This is a genomic window from Streptomyces pseudoechinosporeus, from assembly GCF_054783935.1.
The window spans coordinates 37,591-52,920 of record NZ_BAAGPS010000021.1; the positions used below are offsets into that span (position 1 = coordinate 37,591).

At 68.0% G+C, this 15,330-nt stretch carries 14 protein-coding genes and 1 pseudogene; 8 read left to right on the top strand and 7 right to left on the bottom strand.

The window, feature by feature from the left end:
• The first annotated feature begins 1 nt into the window (after position 1).
• From ACYVO6_RS22880 to ACYVO6_RS22890, 3 genes are all read left to right on the top strand, one after another.
• Entirely contained in the window at positions 2–1,276 is a 1,275-nt protein-coding gene (locus ACYVO6_RS22880; RefSeq protein WP_461064044.1) for a sensor histidine kinase, read from the top strand.
• The gene (locus ACYVO6_RS22885) at positions 1,261–1,914 is read left to right on the top strand and encodes a LuxR C-terminal-related transcriptional regulator (protein WP_461063956.1); all 654 of its coding nucleotides are present in this window, start codon (positions 1,261–1,263) and stop codon (positions 1,912–1,914) included. Before ACYVO6_RS22880 ends, ACYVO6_RS22885 begins: the two co-directional genes overlap by 16 nt.
• Before the next feature lie 271 nt (positions 1,915–2,185).
• Positions 2,186–3,742, top strand: a complete 1,557-nt coding sequence (locus tag ACYVO6_RS22890; protein ID WP_461063958.1) for a DUF1996 domain-containing protein — start codon at positions 2,186–2,188, stop codon at positions 3,740–3,742.
• 70 nt (positions 3,743–3,812) lie between these two features.
• On the opposite strand, the gene ACYVO6_RS22895 is transcribed toward ACYVO6_RS22890, so the two are convergent.
• A complete protein-coding gene (locus ACYVO6_RS22895) occupies positions 3,813–4,238 on the bottom strand; it encodes a hypothetical protein (protein WP_461063960.1) in 426 nt (141 codons plus the stop codon).
• Between the two features lie 150 nt (positions 4,239–4,388).
• On the opposite strand from ACYVO6_RS22895, the gene ACYVO6_RS22900 reads away from it, so the two are divergent.
• Positions 4,389–4,910 carry a tetratricopeptide repeat protein gene (locus tag ACYVO6_RS22900; protein WP_461063962.1) on the top strand — a complete coding sequence of 174 codons (522 nt, stop codon included), beginning with the start codon at positions 4,389–4,391 and terminating at the stop codon, positions 4,908–4,910.
• Positions 4,911–5,063: 153 nt separating this feature from the next.
• Positions 5,064–5,759 carry a TetR/AcrR family transcriptional regulator gene (locus tag ACYVO6_RS22905; RefSeq protein WP_461063964.1) on the top strand — a complete coding sequence of 232 codons (696 nt, stop codon included), beginning with the start codon at positions 5,064–5,066 and terminating at the stop codon, positions 5,757–5,759.
• Between the two features lie 16 nt (positions 5,760–5,775).
• On the opposite strand, the gene ACYVO6_RS22910 is transcribed toward ACYVO6_RS22905, so the two are convergent.
• The 4 genes and pseudogenes from ACYVO6_RS22910 to ACYVO6_RS22925 all read right to left on the bottom strand — a co-directional run bounded on the left by ACYVO6_RS22910 (position 5,776) and on the right by ACYVO6_RS22925 (position 10,204).
• Positions 5,776–6,132 (bottom strand): 5-carboxymethyl-2-hydroxymuconate Delta-isomerase, encoded by a 357-nt coding sequence (locus tag ACYVO6_RS22910; RefSeq protein WP_461063966.1) that lies wholly within the window; start codon positions 6,130–6,132, stop codon positions 5,776–5,778.
• 57 nt (positions 6,133–6,189) lie between these two features.
• A pseudogene (locus ACYVO6_RS22915) lies at positions 6,190–7,164 on the bottom strand (non-reducing end alpha-L-arabinofuranosidase family hydrolase); the annotation flags it as partial.
• A 98-nt stretch (positions 7,165–7,262) separates the two neighbouring features.
• Complete coding sequence (locus tag ACYVO6_RS22920; protein ID WP_461063968.1) at positions 7,263–8,672, bottom strand: glycoside hydrolase family 30 protein; 1,410 nt, start codon at positions 8,670–8,672, stop codon at positions 7,263–7,265.
• Between the two features lie 155 nt (positions 8,673–8,827).
• Positions 8,828–10,204: an alpha-amylase gene (locus ACYVO6_RS22925; RefSeq protein WP_461063970.1), complete on the bottom strand. Its 1,377-nt coding sequence runs from the start codon at positions 10,202–10,204 to the stop codon at positions 8,828–8,830.
• 353 nt (positions 10,205–10,557) lie between these two features.
• Here ACYVO6_RS22925 and ACYVO6_RS22930 point away from each other — a divergent pair, with 353 nt between their 5' ends.
• Together ACYVO6_RS22930 and ACYVO6_RS22935 are read left to right on the top strand one after the other, a co-directional pair.
• A complete protein-coding gene (locus ACYVO6_RS22930; RefSeq protein WP_461063972.1) occupies positions 10,558–11,271 on the top strand; it encodes a hypothetical protein in 714 nt (237 codons plus the stop codon).
• A gap of 166 nt (positions 11,272–11,437) precedes the next feature.
• Positions 11,438–12,478, top strand: coding sequence for a glycoside hydrolase family 5 protein (locus tag ACYVO6_RS22935; protein WP_461063974.1), 1,041 nt, complete (start codon positions 11,438–11,440; stop codon positions 12,476–12,478).
• A 277-nt stretch (positions 12,479–12,755) separates the two neighbouring features.
• On the opposite strand, the gene ACYVO6_RS22940 is transcribed toward ACYVO6_RS22935, so the two are convergent.
• Entirely contained in the window at positions 12,756–13,799 is a 1,044-nt protein-coding gene (locus tag ACYVO6_RS22940; protein ID WP_461063976.1) for a hypothetical protein, read from the bottom strand.
• Between the two features lie 90 nt (positions 13,800–13,889).
• A complete protein-coding gene (locus tag ACYVO6_RS22945) occupies positions 13,890–14,267 on the bottom strand; it encodes a winged helix-turn-helix transcriptional regulator (RefSeq protein WP_461063978.1) in 378 nt (125 codons plus the stop codon).
• A 133-nt stretch (positions 14,268–14,400) separates the two neighbouring features.
• Between ACYVO6_RS22945 and ACYVO6_RS22950 the strand changes: the two genes are divergently transcribed.
• The gene (locus tag ACYVO6_RS22950; protein WP_461063980.1) at positions 14,401–15,276 is read left to right on the top strand and encodes an NAD(P)-dependent oxidoreductase; all 876 of its coding nucleotides are present in this window, start codon (positions 14,401–14,403) and stop codon (positions 15,274–15,276) included.
• Positions 15,277–15,330: the final 54 nt, after the last annotated feature.

Genomic DNA, 15,330 nt, shown 5'->3' on the forward strand with positions numbered 1-15,330 from the left:
GATGAGCAGGGACACCTACACCAAAGAGCTCAGCAGGGCCCGCACCGTCGCGCGAGACGGACTACGGTCCCTGGCCCTCACCCTCGTCTCACTGCCAGGGGCCATCGTCCTCTTCGTACTCTCCGTCGTATCCATCGCCCTCATCCCCGTAGGCCTGGGCCTCCTCACAACTCCCCACGTACTGACGGGAGTTCGCGCCTTCGCGAACTGGCGGCGCATGGTGGCCGCACAGTGGAGCGGGGTGCGGATCCCGCCCGCGTACCGGCCCGTCCCCAAGGACGCCAAGCCATGGAGCCGCTGCTTCCGTATGCTCGGCGACCCGGCGACCTGGCGGGACCTCCTCTGGCTGCCCGTCGACATGGTCGCGGGCTTCGTCACCGCCCTGGTCCCGACCGCTCTGCTCCTCTATCCCTTCGAGGGGTTCGCGCTGGCGGCCGGGCTGTGGCGGGTGTTCACGGACGGCACGCGGGTCGGCTGGTGGTACGGGTTCGTGCCGGTCAGCGGTCAAGGGACCGCCCTGCTGGCCGCCGCACTGGGCGGTGCGCTCCTCGCCGTCGGCTACTACACGATCCCGCACCTGCTGCGCTTCCACTTCCTGCTGACCCGTTCCGTACTGGCGAGCGGTCAGGGCCAACTGGCCGAGCGCGTACGCGTGCTCACCGAGACCCGGCGTGACGCCGTGGACACCTCGGCGGCCGAACTGCGCCGTATCGAGCGGGACCTGCACGACGGTGCCCAGGCCCGGCTGGTCGCCATGGGTATGGATCTCGGCACCATCGAGACGCTCCTCGACAAGGACCCCGCGAAGGCCAGGCAGCTCCTCGCGCAGGCTCGTAAGTCCTCCGCCGACGCCCTTACTGAACTGCGCGACCTCGTCCGCGGCATCCACCCGCCCGTGCTCGCCGAGCGCGGACTGGGCGACGCCGTACGGGCGTTGGCGCTGCGGCTGCCCGTCAGCACCGAGGTGGACGTGGATCTCGCGGGGCGCGCGGACGAGCCCGTCGAGTCGGCCGTGTACTTCGCCGTCAGCGAGGTCCTCACCAATGCGGTGAAGCACGCGGAGGCGGATCGGATCTGGGTCGATGTGCACCACGCGGAGGGGATGCTGCGGATCGCCGTCACCGACAACGGCAGGGGCGGTGCCGTGATCGGGGCGGGTTCGGGACTCTCCGGAGTCGAGCGGCGACTGGGTACATTCGACGGCGTCCTGGCCGTCAGCAGTCCCGCGGGCGGTCCCACCATGGTGACCATGGAGATCCCTTGCGAGTTGTCCTAGCCGAAGATCTCTTCCTGCTGCGCGACGGACTGGTGCGGATGCTCGAGGCGTACGACTTCGAGATCGCGGCGGCGGTGGAGAGCGGGCCCGAACTCACGCGGGCGCTCGCCGAGTTGGAGCCGGACGTCGCCGTCGTCGACGTCCGGCTGCCGCCTTCACACACGGATGAGGGCCTGCAGTGCGCGTTGGAGGCGCGTCGGGCGAGACCGGGGCTGCCGGTGCTGGTGCTGTCGCAGCACGTGGAGCAGTTGTACGCACGGGAGTTGCTGGCGGACGGGACCGGCGGGGTCGGCTATCTGCTGAAGGACCGGGTCTTCGACGCCGAGCAGTTCATCGACGCCGTACGCCGGGTCGCGGCGGGCGGCACCGCGATGGATCCGCAGGTGATCCAGCAGTTGTTGTCGCGGCGTCAGGCGGAGAGCCGGCCGCTGGGGCGGCTGACGCCGCGTGAGCGGGAGGTGCTGGAGCTGATGGCGCAGGGCCGCTCGAACGCGGCGATCGCGGAGCGGCTGGTCGTGACAGAACGGGCCATTGCGAAGCACACCTCCAACATCTTCGCGAAGCTGGGCCTTGAGGTGTCGGATGACGACAATCGTCGCGTACTGGCCGTTCTCGCTTATTTGGACCAGGGCCGCTGAAAAGGAACCGGCAGAGGACGCCATGGGACCGGCAGAGGGCCGGTATAAGAATTGGGCTCTTACCGAAGATTCACTGAATCAGATTCAGCTTTCCCCCCTCAACTGCCGTTGAAACAGGGGGTTCTGGGCCCCTTGCGCCGGAATTGCTCCACCAATCTCTCACCAATTTCTGATGCCGCTGAACGCCCCATGAGCCCCTTGCGTATTGAACGACGCCGCTTCACCTCCTGTCGGGCGCCTCAATGCCCCGCAAGGAAGCCAGAGGAGTTCCATGGGACGCACAAACCGAAAACGCCGCTCAACGCTCGCCAACCGGGCGATAGCCGCATCGGCGGCTCTCGCGCTGGGTGGCGGCGGCTTGCTCGCGGCCAATATCTACGCTTCTGCGGGCGAGGGTGGAAACTCCTCGCAGAACGCGCAGACGACCGCCGCAGGGGTGGCAACGATCAAATGCCCGGACGTCGGCCAGCAGCTGACGGACGTGCCGGACGGCGCACGTGCCGGCGTCGACCAGGAGCTGGCGAAGCTCGACCAGCAGGTCACGGAGGCCTACAAGCGTCTCGCGGACACGCGCCAGGCCCAGGCCGGTGACTCCGGCTACGTCGACAACGCCATCCTCGGCCCGCTGAAGTCCAAGCGGACGGCCACCATCGACCGGATCGGCATCAACATCCGGAACGCAGGCGGTCAGCCCCCGCAGGGAGCCGAGCAGATGGCCCAGTGTGAGGGTGTGCCGGCCGACCAGATCAACAACGGTGGAGACCAGGGCCAGGACCAGGGCGATGGTCAGGATCAGGGTCAGGACCAGGGTGACGGTCAGGACCAGGGCCAGGACCAGGGTGACGGTCAGGACCAGGGCCAGGACCAGGGTGACGGTCAGGACCAGGGCCAGGAGGGCGGCCCGGTGGCGGCCGACTTCCAGGACATCACCACCGTCCAGCCGAACGGCGGCGCGAGGGGCGTCAATGGAAACGGGCTCCCCGCCAACGGGGACTCCGGTTCGACGGGCAGCTTCACCACCAGCTGCGGCACCAACGGGAACGACAACCACAACTCGGACAACGTGATCGTCGCTCCGGGTGTCGACAACGGTGCGCAGCACACGCACGACTACGTCGGCAACCAGGACAACAACGCCTTCACCAGCGACGAGCAGTTCCTCCAGGCCGACACCAGCTGCCAGAACCAGGGCGACAAGTCGTCGTACTACTGGCCGGTGCTGCGCCTGCAGAACGGTGAGGACGAGTTCGACGCGAACGACCTCGGTGGCGGTGCGGAAGGCAACATCGGCCCGATCCAGGAAGCCACCGAGGCGGAGCTGAAGTTCGTCGGCAACAAGGCGAGCGATGTCGTCGCGATGCCGCAGGCCCTGCGCATCATCACCGGTGACGCCAAGGCCTTCACCAACGGCCTCGCCAACGCCAACACGAACTGGAGCTGCACCGGCTTCGAGGACCGGCAGCTGACGGACAAGTACCCGATCTGCCCCGAGGGCAGCTCCGTGGTGCGGACGTCCAACTTCCAGAGCTGCTGGGACGGCCAGAACATCGACAGCGCCAACCACCGTGACCACGTGGCCTTCGTACAGGAGGACGGCACCTGCGCCGACGGCTTCCAGGCCATCCCCCAGCTCCAGGCCCGTCTGGTCTACGACGTTCCGGCCCCTCAGATCGAGAACGGACAGGTCGTGAACCCGTTCGCGGTGGACGGCTTCCCGGACCAGCTGCACAAGCCGATCACCGACCACAACGACTTCATCAACTTCTTCGACGAGGAGACGATGAACCAGGTGGTCGAGTGCATCAACAGCGGCCAGGACTGCCAGTAGTCCTGAACCACTAGGAAGCCGGCGGTGGGATTTCCCACCGCCGGCTTTCGCTTGCCCCGAACCTGTGCGGTCAGTGACCGCCACTGTTGTGACTGCCGCCGGGATTCATGTGCTCGGATCCCTCCTCCATGGTCCCGCCGAGCGTGCCGCGCAGCGCCGTGACCGTCTTCTCCTCGCCGACGGCGACCCACTTGCGGCCGACGAGGTAGTAGCCGCCGTAGTCCTTCGCCCCGTTCAGCCACTCACGCTGACCGCGGTCGGTGGCGAAGGTGGCGAGGACGTACTTCTCGGCGCCCTTCTTGCAGATGGCCTGGCGGATCGTGTCCGCGTCCGTCTGGATGTTCGGCTTGCACTTCGCCTCGGCGGCCAGGCTCTCCAGACTCCCCGTCGCCGTCTCCGGCACACTGGCGCTGTCGCCGTCGTCGGACCCGCAGCCCGACAGTGCCAGCACCGCCACGGCCCCGGCCGCGGCCAGCTTCTGTCGCGTCAACCTCATCTTTTCCTCCGGTCCCGTCCGGCGACATGAACTCCACGCCGCAGAGAGCCCTGGCAAGGGCCCTGTACTCGATACGGCTCCCACCCGCCCCACGCTCAATCGCGCCCAAATCCGACGCATCCATGGGCACGCTTGTGTGAGGGTATGCCCATGAGCCCTGCGGACGAGGACGCGGACAAGGACTGGGATGAACGCGTGGCGGCGGCCTGGGCCACGCTGGACGAGTATGACGAAGCACATGCGGCGGACTTCCGTGCGGTGATCGACGCGCTGGTCGCCGAGCTGCCCGCCGACAGCCCCGTCGGCCCGTTCGAGCGGGCCTGCGCCTGGGACTCGACGGGCCACTCGGACCGGGCGGTGCCCCTGTACCAGGAGGCGCTGGCCCGCGGTCTCGACGGCTATCGCGCTCGGCGTACCAAGATCCAGCTGTCCAGCTCGCTGCGGAACATCGGGCAGCCGGAAGAGGGCGTCAAGCTCCTGACGCCCGAACTCGACGCACTCTCCGACGAGTTGGACGATGCTGTACGCGCCACTCTGGCCCTGTGCCTGGCCAGTCTCGGCCGGGAGCGCGAGGGGCTGGCCCTCGTCCTCGGAGCGCTCGCCCCGCATCTGCCGCGCTACCAGCGCTCGATGGCCAACTACGCGCGGCTGCTGATGGAGCCCGAGGAGTAACTCGCCTCGCACGCCCACGCATTCACGAATTGCCGATCACTGGACTCCTGCTCCACACATCTCCCACAGACATACGGAGTTCGGCGCTGGACAAGTGAACACCCCTACGGCACCGTCCCGTTGGAGGCCGGATCCGATCGGTAAGGTGTTCGTATGACAACCGGGGTACAGGTACGCCGCAGGATGGGTGTCGAGGAGCGGCGGCAGCAGTTGATCGGCGTCGCGCTCGAACTGTTCAGCCGACGCTCGCCCGACGAGGTCTCCATCGACGAGATAGCGTCGGCCGCGGGCATCTCCCGGCCCCTGGTCTACCACTACTTTCCCGGCAAACTCAGCCTGTACGAGGCGGCGTTGAAGCGGGCGGCCGACGATCTGGCGACCCGGTTCGTGGAGCCGCAGGATGGCCCGCTGGGCGCGCGGCTGCTGCGGGTGATGCGGCGGTACTTCGACTTCGTCGACGAACACGGGCCCGGATTCTCGGCGTTGATGCGGGGCGGCCCCGCGGTGGGCTCCTCGGCGACCAACGCCCTCGTGGACGGCGTACGGCAGGCCGCGTATCTCCAGATCCTGGCGCATCTGGACATCGACCGGCCGCCCGCCCGACTTGAACTGGTCATCCGCTCCTGGATCTCACTCGCCGAGTCGACGGCCCTGATCTGGCTGGACGGCCGCCGCATCCCACGCACCGAGCTGGAAGCGCAACTCGTCCACGACTTCGCGGCGCTGACGGCGGTGAGCGCGGCGTACGACGACGAAATGGCGACGCTGCTGCGCCGCATGCTCAAGGACGAGCCGGCCGAGGGCCCGTTCACGGACCTCGTCGGCCGACTGGTCGCGCTCGCGTCCTAGGCCTCCCTGCCAGGCCTTACTCCTCGAACTTGCGGTACGAGGCGTCGAGGTCCCTCACCTCGGCAGAGGCGTGCAGCGTGAGCCCGCCCGCGGGCTTCACATGGACCCTTAGAAGCTCCAGCGTCCGCTCGGTCAGCGCCGCCTTCGTCTCCTCGGTGCGGCCGGGCAGCAGCGCGATCGCGACATGCACCAGCGCGTGCCCGTCCGCCTCCGCACCGATCACAAGATCCTCGGTCGGCCGGAACCGCGTCTTGCACGCCTCGATCTTCGCGGCGGCCGTCTCCACCACCATCGTGTGCAGCGCGAGCGCGAAGCCCTTCCGGTCGAAGGCGTCGGCGAGCGGCACCGAGTAGTCGACGGTGATCTGCGGCATGGGCACTCCTGTTCTACGGGTCTTGCGGTCAGCCTAGCCTGTGGCCTGCGAGAACCTTCAGCAGTTGGAGTTGGTCTGGGTCAGCAGGCCCAGCCGCCAGGGCAGGGTGTTGTAGTCGCCGCTCGCTGCGGGGTCCATGCCCTGGTACAGGTACCGCAGACCGCACGGGTTGATGGTGAGGGTCTCGTCGTTGCCGTCGCGGATCATCTCGCCGTGGCTGATGTCCCGGGTCCAGGGGATGCCACTGAAGGTGACGTTGTTGGCCCGCGCGAAGGGATTGGCCTCGGTGTCCGCGAGCGGGGTCCAGGTGCCGGTGATGCTGTTCGACGTCCAGGAACGGAAGTACCGCCTGCCGTCGCCGCCGATCGCCTCGTTGAGCAGCAGGTAGGTGTTCGAGTCCTTGAGCTTGTAGACGTTGGCGGCCTCCCACAGGCGGTACTTGTTGGAGTCCTGCAGCACGATCACCGTGTTGGTGAAGCCATTCGGGTAGTTCGCCCGGGTGGTCTGCGAGCGGTACAGGTGCCCGTTGTCGTCGGAGGAGAACAGGTAGCAGTTCGCGGTGTCGCAGACGACCCAGAAGTCGACCCAGTAGCCGTTGCCGATGTTGTCCTTGATGATCTGCGGCATGCCGTTCGCGTAGAACTTCTTCGGGGCGCTCCACGAGTTGGGGTTGGCGATGTCCGCGGTGGTCGAGTACGCAGCGTTGTCCCCGGTCTGGTAGACGAGGTACCACAGCTTCTGCGGCGCGAAGTAGAACACCTGGGGCGCCGCCTTGTAGCCGCTGCCGATCGGGGTCTGGTCCAGGTAGTGGTGCTGCGCGGAGGCGGCGTTGGACCAGTCGGTGAAGTTCAGATACACCATGCTGTACGCGCCGGTGCTGCTCGCGGTGCTGGCGAACACGTGCCAGCGGCCGTTGTGGTAGACGACCGACGGGTCCTTGATCGCGCTGAGTTGGTGGCTCGCGTCCGACTTCGGGGAGATCAGCACGTTGCTGGACTGCCACGTGAAGCTGTTCGGTAACGCCGCCGCCTTCTCGGGGGAGGCGGCGGACGGCGCCACCACGGCACCGAGCAGCAGCGCCAGCCCGCCGAACAGGACACCCAGACGTCTTGTCACGCGCATCATGACTCCTATCGCTTGATGGTGTAGGTGACCAGGGACCGGGCCGGAACCGTGGCGTTCAGCGAGCCCCCGGTGACCGGCACGGCGGACTGCTGCGCGGTGCTGCTGGAGCCGTTGGTCAGATAGGGAGTGGCCGTACCGCTGGTGAATCCGATGTTCTGCAGGCTGTACGAGACTTGGGTGGCGCTGGTGGCCGCATTGAGCGCCACGACCGTCACCGAGCCGTCGCTGTTACGGAACGCCGACAGCTTGAGGTTGCCGTCGGGCGTGGTGGCGCCGATGCGGGTGGCTCCGGGGCGGATGAAGCGGCTGTAGTTGGCGATCGCCCAAAGCCGCTTGGAGACACGGTAGTTGTCGCCGTCGAGCTGGATCATGCCGCGGGTGGTGCCGGTCGAGGCGCCGTACCAGTAGATGTAGCCGTTGGTGTTGCCCTTGGTGAGGGCGTCGTGGACGGCGGAGGCGACGGTGAACCCGTCGTAGCCGCTGCCGTCGTCCCAGGTCTCTTTCCAGGTGGTGCCGTCGGGCGACCACTCCGACATCCAGGTCCGCTTCTGGGTCGGCAGGGGTCCGTCGACGGGGCTGGCGTACGTGTGGCCGGCGTGGGTGGCGACGAGGTTACGGGCGGTCGGGTCGGCCTCGATCGCCCTGCTGTAGTTCTTCTGCTGGTTCCAGCCGAAGGAGTCGCAGCAGACGACCTTGTGTCCGGCCGCGTTCGCGATCGGCCCGAAGACCTTGGTGAACTCGACCGCCTGGGCGGGGGTGAGCCGCATGGAGTCGTAAGTGGCGGTCCAGTCGGGCTCGTTGGTGAACCCGAGGTCGGTGATCGAGATGCCTTCCTGGCCGTAGAACTTCGCCCACTGGACCAGGTAGCCGGCGTATGCCTTGCGCCAGTCGCCACTTGCGCAGGAGGCGCCGGACAGGCCGCACAGGGTGCCGCCGTTGGCGTCGGTGCCGTTGGTCTTCATGTAGCCGGGGGCGGTCCAGGCGTCGGCGTAGAAGCGGGTCACGCCGTACGACTTCGCCTGCTGGGCCAGCCACACCTGGCCGTTGTCGTCGCGGTCCCATACGTGCTTGGGGGTCGCGTTCGGGCCTCCGGGGTCGGTCGGCTGGATGCCCGAGTCGATGCCGAGGCGCAGGATGCTCAGTCCGGCGCCGGTACTGGGGCTCAGCAGCAGGTCGAGCACCTCGCGCTGTTTCTGGGCGGACAGGCCCTGCGAGCCACGCATGATATCGGCCCGGCCGAAGTGCTCGGAGAATCCGAAACCGTCGATGGGTTGAAGCCTCGTCGAGCCGTCGATCGTCGCCGTGGTGGCCGCGGTGATCGCAGTGACCTCTGGCGGGGTGGCCGCGGTGGCACCGGCGACCGTCAGTAAGACAGCTGTGGACGTCAGCGTCCACTTCCTGAGTCTGCGCAGCATGATCCGCCCAATCGCCGCCGAGTTATGGGAGCGCTCCCATTTCAGGGCGGAACGTAGGACGATGTCATGGAACCGTCAAGCCCTCGCGCATCGCGCATTGCCGGGCGCAACAATGCGCGGTGACGCGGAGGCGCAAGCGGCTCAGCGGAAGCGGCTCAGCAGCTCGACTTGTCGGCGTGGATCGCCAGAGCCGTGTTGGAGCCGAGGGTGGCCGTGAACTGGCCCGAACTGTTCACCGTGACCGTCGTGTTGCTCTGCACGTCGCAGTACGTGCCCGCCGGGAGGGACGTCCGGTACGTACGGCTCAGGGCGCTCGACTCGTGGTTGATGGCGACGTAGCCCTTGCTGCCCCGCCCGAAGGCGATCGCGTCGCCTCCGTTGTCCCACCAGTTGGTGACCGGCTCACCGCGGGTGGCGTTGCGGAAGGCGACCATCGACTGGATCTCCGGCCAGGCGTGCTGGCACTTCCAGCCGTCCCGCCAACAGGCGTTGACCGTACCGCCGTTGGGCGGACCGGCGTCATAGTCCGACCATTCGTAGCCGGAGTTGATGTCGGGTGCGCCGTAGGGCCAGGCGAGCATGAAGACGTTGGCGAGCGTGTAGTTGGCGTTGTCCTTGTAGCTGAGGGTGGAGCCGTTGCGTTCGGTGTCGTGGTTGTCGACGAAGACACCGGAGACGCCGCTGCTCATATAGCCCCAGCCCTCGCCGTAGTTCTTGAGGTAGGCGAGGTTCTCGCTGTTGAAGACCCGCTTGAGGTCGTACGCGTACCGGAACTCCTGGACGTCGCCGTTGCCCGTGTACTCGGTGGGCTGGACGGCCTCGCCACTGCCGTGGATGACCTCCTGCTTCCAGTACGCGTCCGGGTTGCTCAGCCGCGACTTGATGGCGGCGAGGTCGCCCGCCGGGATGTGCTTGGCCGCGTCGATGCGGAAGCCGTCGATGCCGTGGCCGAGCAGGGTGTTCATGTAGCCCGCGATGGCGGCGCGGACGTACTCCTCGCCTGTGTCCAGGTCGGCGAGTTCGACGAGTTCGCAGTTCTGGACGTTGGCGCGGTTGGTGTAGTCGTTGATGGTCGTGGTGCAGTCGTTGAGGTCGTTCGACGAGTACAGGCCCGGGTAGTCGTACTTGCTGTACGAGGAGCCGCCGGTGCCGGTGCCGCTGCCCGCCGACATGTGGTTGATGACGGTGTCGACGACGACTTTCACGCCCGCGTTGTGGCAGGCGGTGATCATGTCCGTGAAGTCGGTGGTGTTGCCGAGGCGTCCGGCGATCTTGTAGCTGACCGGCTGGTACGAGGTCCACCACTGTGTGCCCTGGATGTGCTCGGCGGGCGGCGAGACCTGGACGTAGCCGTACCCGGCCGGGCCGAGCGTGCTGGTGCACTCCTTGGCGACCGAGTCGAAGTTCCACTCGAAGAGGACGGCGGTGACGTCTTTGGTGCCGGGTGGGGAGGCCTGGGCTGCGGTCGGGGTCATGACGAGGGTGGCGGCGGCCACGAGGGGGAGGGCGCCGGAGAGGGTTCTGCTGGCCATGTGGGGTCCTTCTCCATCGAAGGTGGCGCATTACGGGTGTCAGGAAACAGCCGTTGAAGGTTCTTGCTGAAAACTTGCAAGCCTGCGGTGCCGCAGATAGTAAAGGCCTGCCTCCCGAAGCGGAAGGCGCGCCTCTGAAAGTGCCGGAAACTTCTTGCAAGATCTGCCAGTTGGCGGTCCACCACACTGTCGCGTCCGCAGACGGTCAGCTGCCCGGCCTGGTGATCGACGGCTTCCCGGCACGGCTCTCCCGTAATTCCGAGGGGCTGGCCGCCCTTGGGCGAGGTGTCCGTCCTGCGGGCGGCGGAAAACGGTTCGACCAGCCGGGGCAGGACAGGCCATGATCCGCACTCGTGACGACGCCGAAGCAGTTCCTGGTCCAGGTCGCCGCGCACAACAACGCCGAGTGGTGCACGGTGATGAGCCGGTCGCACGGCTTGGCGGGCGAGTTCGGGGAAGAGGCCTGGGCCGCTCCGGTCCGCACGCCGCCGTATTACCCCGACGCGGTGACGCTGGTGCCGGGCGCCGACCCGGCCGCGCTGGTGGCCCGGATCGACACCACCGCGCCTGGCGCCTGCGTCAAGGACAGCTTCGCCGACCTCGACCTGACGGGGGCCGGCTTCCAGGTGCTGTTCGAGGCGCAGTGGATCCACCGCCCGGCGGGTGCGCCGCCCGCCACCTCGTCGGATCTCGCCTGGGACGTGGCGGGCGACCCGGACACGCTGCGCGCATGGGCGCTCGCCTGGGACGACGGGGGCGGACATGCGGACCTCTTCCGGCCCGAACTGCTCGCTGACCCCGCCACGTTCGTGCTCACCGGGCACTCCGCCGACGGCCGGGTGGTCGCCGGAGCGGTGGCGACCCGCAGCGACCAGGTGGTGGGCATCTCCAACGTCTTCTCGCCGGACGGCGGCCCTGACGTGGCCTGGCCGGTCGTACTGGACGCTGTGCGGTGGCTGTTCCCCACCCTGCCGGTGGTGGGCTATGAGCACGGCGATGACCTTGCGGTCGCCGTACGCCATGGCTTCGAGCCGGTCGGTCCGCTGCGGATCTGGCTGCACGGCTGAGGGACTCGCGGCTGGCCGTGGGCAGCTCGTGAGCCTGCGTTCTTGATGAAATTTGGTGTGCAGATGTGTTGACCTCTGTTCGGGATCTCTTCTACTTTGCGGGAGCCACAGAGCCGCCGAGCTGCAGTCAAGGTTTCGCGGACTCACCTGCGCCGAAAGGGACTTCGTGCCTCGAAAGAACCATCGCGGGACAGCTTGCCTGGGGGCGCTGCTGGCCGGCGTCACGGCATTCGGCGGGGCCCTCGCCTCCCCCGCGTCCGCCGCTCCCGCAGCCGCCCCCACCCACGCCCGCCCGGCGCCCGTCAGCGACTTCCAAGGGGTCAACTGGGCCGACCCGCGCGACAACTTCGCCGACGACGCGGTCGTGCCCTCGGGTCTGTCCACCTCCGACAGCTACGCCACGACCTACGCCAAGTCCAGGGCGATCATCGGCGGGTTCTCCAAGCTCGGCGCCAACACCGTCCGCCTTCCGGTCAACCCCACCTCCGTGAACGGCCCCTTCTGGAAGTCGTACCGGGGCGCGATCGACGCCGCCACCGCCAAGGGCTTCAAGGTCATCCTGGGTTACTGGGAGGCCGACAACGCCAAGGACGGCAAGATCGACGACCAGGCCTCCTGGGACCGGATGTGGGCACGGATCACCTCCGCCTACGCCCGCAACTCCAAGGTGTACTTCGAGCCGATGAACGAGCCGTTCGGCTACACCGCCCAGGAGTGGACCGACATCGCCGCGAAGTGGGTGACCACCCACCGCAAGGTGCCCCGCGACCGGATGGTGATCGGAGGGTTCAAGTACAGCGAGGACGTCAAGCCCGTGTGCGCCGACAGTCGGCTCGACGGCACCCGGATCGCCCTGCACAACTACGGCTTCTGGCACACCGACTGGACCAGCGTCGACCAGTGGAAAGCGGACTTCAAGGAGCGCATCGGCGACTGCGCCTCACGCACGATCCTCGACGAGTTCGGCGCTTCCATGACGACCGGCCTGGACTACAACGGCCCTGTCAACGGCTCCAACGAGGTCGCGTACATCCAGGCCGCGACCGACATCATCCGGGAGATGGGCCTGGGCTCGGTCTACTGGCCCGGCCTGCGCAACGGTGACACCTACTCCCTCACCACCCTCCAGGGCACGGGCACCCGCCTCAGCCTGAAGGTGAACAACCAGAGCGGGCTCGACCGCCTGCACTGGGCCTGGAAGCAGTAACAGCGGTGCGATAGCCGTGGCGCCCCTTCCGGGTTCGGCACCTCAGGGCAGCCGAACCCGGAAGGGAGCCGTCGGGACGCCGAAGGCGTCCAGCCGTCGGCCGGTCCGCGATCTCCTGGATCGCGGCCTGCGCTTCGGTCAGGTGCGGCCGGCTGCTGCTCATGCCGATCGCTCCGGCACTGGTGTTCCTGTACTCGGTGAAGCGGCCGTCCTCCCAGGTGACCAGCCCGGAATCGAGTGGGTCACACCTGGCGCTGTCCGCCATGGGCCCGCGTGGTCAGTCCCCGCCACCGCCACCACCGTCGCCGCCCCCACCGCCGCCGTCGCCTCCACCGTCGCCGCCTCCGCTGTCCGCGTCCCAGCCGTCTCCGGCCCCGCCGCCGGAGCCGTTGTCGTCGCTGCCGGAGCCCAGGTTGGTGAACCAGGGCTGGTCCCAGTCGGGCTCGTCCCTGGACGGGACCCGGCGGGCGCGGAAGCGGACCGTGCCCGTCGCGTCGCCGAGGCCGAAGGCGACCGCGAAGGTGTGGGCCATGACGGCATCCAGCGGGTCGGGGCTGTCGTGTCGTACGTCCGCGAGAGGAAGAAGCACCGTGCCCGGTACGGCCGCGCCGGGCCGGGGACGAGTGAGGAGGGCCACGGAACGGCCGTTGCAGGTCAGGCGGGAGGACAGCGCGTTCTCGCGCGTCAGCTCCCAGCGGCGCTGCGGGATCTCGACGACCACGCGGCGCTTCGACTTCCGCCGGGCGAAGGTGGCGGCCAGCAAGGCAGGTGTCTCGCCCACCGTCAGCAGTAGCCCTCGGCTGGGATCCCGGCGGTCGGCCGACACTCCGTGCGGGGCCCGGACTCGTACGGTGAGGGCCGACGGCGACCAGACGTCGACGCGTACGGACCGCCGGTCCACCGCCACCGTGACCGGCCCGCCCGGGCCGTCGGCGACCCGCCGTGCCATCCACAGGGGCACGCCCTCCGCCCGCGCCCGGTCGGCGAGTGCGGCGACCGCCGCCGGGCCACCGGCGTGACGTACCGCCATGTCCCCAAGGACCTGGGCGAATTCGGCGGCCCGGCGCGCCTTCACCGGCTTCGTGGACCCGGTGATACGCGTGACCGGCACGATCCCGGTGCCGGAGGCGAAATACGCGAACGGCCGCTCGGAGCCACCGCCGCCGAGCCACTGCCCCCGCAGATACGCGTCCGCCATGGCCGCCACGTGCAACTCGGCCAAGGGGGTCGTCCTGCTCCCCACCTTCAGCCCGCTCTCGGTCAGTTCGACCGTCCTGGCCAGCGGATTCCAGGACTGCTCCGCGTACACGGTCTCACTCACCCGTGCGTCCCCCATGTCTCAGTCCGTCCGATGCACTGTTGAAGCGCACTGTTGAAGTCGCTCAGGGCGCCGTGCACGGTTCCGGCGTGCCTATCGCCGAACTGTCGCGTCGCCATCGACCGCGACCTTGTCGGCCCCGATCCGCCGTATGCGTTCGGTGCCCCAACTCCCCAGGGGGGCCAGGGCAGCATTGAGGGAGATGCCGTGCTCTGTCAGGGAGTACTCGACCTTCGGTGGCACCTCGCGGTACACCTCACGATGTACGAGCCCGTCTTCTTCCATCTCCCGAAGATGCTGAACCAGCATCTTCTCGCTGACGCCCGGCAAGCCGCGGCGCAGTTCGGCGAACCGGCGGGTCCCATGGTGGTGCAACTCCCAGAGGATCAGTGACTTCCACTTGCCGGCGACCACATCCATCGCCGCGTCGATGCCGCAGAAGTAGGGACCTCGTCGTGCTGACACTGCCATCCCGCTCCTCCCCAGAGGCACTTACCAAAAGGTGAGTACCTGACTAATTAGTCCGTACTGGTCAACTCTAGCGGCGGCGGAGAGGATCGAGCCGAAGAGCCGACGAGCCGCAGAACACGAGGGGAACCGCGAAGTGACAACGAACAGCGACGTTCAGGTGAGCGTTCTCGGGCTGGGGGCGATGGGGAGCGTTCTGGCAGGCGCCCTGGTGAAGGCCGGGTACACGACAACGGTCTGGAACCGCTCACCCGGCAAAGCGGACGGTCTCGTCACGCTGGGCGCCAGGGCCGCCACCACGTCCGGCGACGCGGTCCGTGCCGGCCGACTGGTGATCGCATGCCTGCTGGACCACGCCTCGGTCCATGAAGTGCTCGATCCGCTCTCCGACGATCTGGCCGGGCGAACCCTGATCAACGTCACCACGACATCCCCGGCCCAGTCCCGGGAGTTGGCCGCCTGGGCCGCCCGTGCCGGGGTCGCGTATTTGGACGGCGGCATCATGGCCGTACCGCAGATGATCGGCCGGCCGGGGGCATCGGTCCTCTACAGCGGGTCGGCCGAGGTGTTCCATCAGCACAAGCCGCTGCTCGATCTCTGGGGAACCAGTACCTACTTCGGCGAGGATGCCGGGCTGGCGTCCCTGTACGACCTCGCCCTGCTCTCGGGCATGTACGTCATGTTCGCCGGATTCATGCACGGCGCCGCCATGGTCGCGCCGACCGGCGTGACGGCGGGCGAGTTCGCCGCCATGGCGGCGCCCTGGCTGACCGCCATGACCGGCGCCTTCCACGGGTTCGCCGCAGTCATCGACGGCGGGGACTACACCGTCGAAGGGCAGCAGAGCCTCGAGTTCTCCGACCTCGGCGACATCCTGGCCGCCAGTTCCGAACAGAGCATCAGCACCGAGGTGGTGGCAACGGTCCAGCGACTCATCCAACGCCAGATCGACGCGGGCCACGGAGAGGAGGGCTTCGCCCGGATCTTCGAGAGCATCCGGCAACCCGGCTGACAGCCCGCGCGGACCGGGCCGCGCTCGACCGCCTGCGGTTCACCGGCTCGGCGT

Bases quoted from the DNA above. Each gene is read 5' to 3' on its own strand.
- ACYVO6_RS22880 (WP_461064044.1), top strand. From the start codon at position 2: ATGAGCAGGGACACCTACACCAAAGAGCTCAGCAGGGCCCGCACCGTC.
- ACYVO6_RS22890 (WP_461063958.1), top strand. From the start codon at position 2,186: ATGGGACGCACAAACCGAAAACGCCGCTCAACGCTCGCCAACCGGGCG.
- ACYVO6_RS22895 (WP_461063960.1), bottom strand. From the start codon at position 4,238: ATGAGGTTGACGCGACAGAAGCTGGCCGCGGCCGGGGCCGTGGCGGTG.
- ACYVO6_RS22900 (WP_461063962.1), top strand. From the start codon at position 4,389: ATGAGCCCTGCGGACGAGGACGCGGACAAGGACTGGGATGAACGCGTG.
- ACYVO6_RS22905 (WP_461063964.1), top strand. From the start codon at position 5,064: ATGACAACCGGGGTACAGGTACGCCGCAGGATGGGTGTCGAGGAGCGG.
- ACYVO6_RS22910 (WP_461063966.1), bottom strand. From the start codon at position 6,132: ATGCCGCAGATCACCGTCGACTACTCGGTGCCGCTCGCCGACGCCTTC.
- ACYVO6_RS22920 (WP_461063968.1), bottom strand. From the start codon at position 8,672: ATGCTGCGCAGACTCAGGAAGTGGACGCTGACGTCCACAGCTGTCTTA.
- ACYVO6_RS22925 (WP_461063970.1), bottom strand. From the start codon at position 10,204: ATGGCCAGCAGAACCCTCTCCGGCGCCCTCCCCCTCGTGGCCGCCGCC.
- ACYVO6_RS22945 (WP_461063978.1), bottom strand. From the start codon at position 14,267: ATGGCAGTGTCAGCACGACGAGGTCCCTACTTCTGCGGCATCGACGCG.